Here is a 2,007-nt window from a genome sequence, read left to right as displayed (position 1 = left end):
GCGCCGAGGTCCCCGACGATGCCCATCGACGCCGACGCGTCCTGCTTCGGGGCGTCCGCGACGTTGATCATCACGGGGCGGGTGGTGCCGCAGTCCAGGTCCAGGCCCAGGAACATCCCGTTCGGGTCGCCCACCTCCGCGGTGGTGAAGGCGCCGGACAGGGCCCAGTCCTCGGAAACCTGGTGCTGGGTGAACTCCCGCAGCACGCCCGGCCGCGCGGTCCCGGGCAGTCCCAGGGTGAACAGGGCCTCCTGCAGTCCGGCGGGGCGCACGGCCCGGTAGTCGGCGCCGGAGAGCAGCGCGGCCAGCGCCCGGGCCCGGGCGTCGCAGACGGCGGCGGTCGGCCCCCACACCGTCAGCACCGTCACCGACTGCACCTCCACCTCCACCGACGTGCGCGACAGGCGGGCGTCCAGCTCGCCCAGGTCGCGGGCGGCGTCGGTCAGGGAGGCGGGCATGCCGGTGGGGCGGGCGTCGTACTGGTCGGCCTGGTCGATCAGCTCGTTCTTCTTACGCCGCACCTGGTCCCGGGCCTTCTCCGCCGGCACCAGCGTCAGATCGACGGTGTAGTCGACGGGGAAGTCGAGCATCTCCAGCTGCGCGAACAGATCCGCCGCCTCCGCACCGACCGCCGGCGGACACTCGGCCAAGACGAGCTGCGCCTGGTAGCCGACCCCGCTGTCCGTCTCGACCTGGAGCCACCGCCTGCGCAGGGGTGACCCGGCCTGCAGCCGCCACCAGGCGGTGCGGCCCGACCGCGTGATCCGGCCCGGCCCCTTCAGCTCGTCGGCGTCGTCCAGGGCGGGGTCGATGCCGCCCTCCTGCAGGCGCGCCTGACCCAGGTCGGCGTAGCTGGGGGAGCGCAGCACCCCGCCCTGGACCTGTCCGCCGTACAGGGTGCTGGTCTCGGCTTCGGTCAGCAGCGGTTCCGCCAGGCCGCGGTGCAGGGCGTGCTGGACCATCCACACGATCTCCGCCGGACGGGCCGGACGGAACGCGATACCCCCGGCGAGCGCGGCCTCCACCCGGGACGCCTGCTCGCGAAACGCGCTCACCTCACGGCGGGCCACAGGCGCGGCCCGCATCCCGAGTGCGGGGGCGACGTCTGCCCACATCGCCCCCAGCGCCGCGGCCACCTGCCCGCCCGCGGCTTCGTTCTGCAGGGGCACCGCCAGCCACAGCGTCCGGCGGTGCATCTCCTGGCCCTCCAGCAGATCCAGAGTGGCTTCGACGTTCTCCACCCACGGATGCGGGCCATCACCCGGCGTCTGCTCGGCGGGCTCGATCCCCTCGATCATCTTCAGGGCGATCTCGCCGGGATCGGCCTGCGCGCACAGCCCGAACAGGCGCGGCGCCCCGGACAGCGAGCGCACCAGATGCGTGACCTTGGCCAGCTGCTCGTCACGGACCGCGGCGGGCACGTAGGTGCCCTGCACGGTCTCCGCCCGCTGGCCCTTCGCGTCGGGGCCGGGGTGCAGGCGGTAGACGGCCCACACGCTGCCCTGCGTCGACCAGACCAGATGACCGGCGATGTGACGGATCGGAACCCTCACCGCACACCCCCGCCCTGTCCGGCGAGCGCGAGCAACTGCTGCACACCCGACACCGGCGCCGGCCGTGCCTGCTGCTGGGACCGCGACACTGGCACCCGGCGGCCCGCCCGGGCCTGGACGTCATCCGGCTCCTGGGCGACGCGCTGCACCGCCGCAGGAACGGTCGGATGATCGCCTTCGAGGGTGAAGCCGCCCAGCAGGGGGCGGGCGGCGCGGTCGCGGGCGGCCCTTCCGCCGGTGCGACCGCCCTGAGGCTGCCAGGCGAGAAGCAGCCAGCCCAGCGCCGCCTGCAGCGGCGCGCGCCCCTTCACCTTGGGCCGGCGCACAGCCCACACGGCCAGCACCCAGGCGACCACGGGGACCGGGCCCATCCACGACCACCAGCTGATGGTCTTGATGAGGAGGAACCCGCCGCCGACGAGGACGGCGATCTGCGCGGGGGTGTAGGGGCCGA

1 protein-coding gene and 1 pseudogene are annotated in these 2,007 nt (G+C 74.2%); both read right to left on the bottom strand.

All coding sequences use genetic code 11. The features are described from left to right. Positions 1–1,553 (bottom strand): annotated as a pseudogene (locus tag RIF68_RS35340) (ATP/GTP-binding protein); the annotation flags it as partial. After that, a partial coding sequence (locus RIF68_RS35335) for a hypothetical protein (RefSeq protein ID WP_309055676.1) occupies positions 1,550–2,007 on the bottom strand: 458 nt, incomplete at its 5' end. The pseudogene RIF68_RS35340 and the gene RIF68_RS35335, both read right to left, overlap by 4 nt.

The organism is Streptomyces sp. (assembly GCF_031178505.1).
GTDB lineage: Bacteria > Actinomycetota > Actinomycetes > Streptomycetales > Streptomycetaceae > Streptomyces > Streptomyces gulbargensis.
Note: the sequence above shows the minus strand (reverse complement) of the source record. Positions and strands in the feature narration are given on the sequence as shown.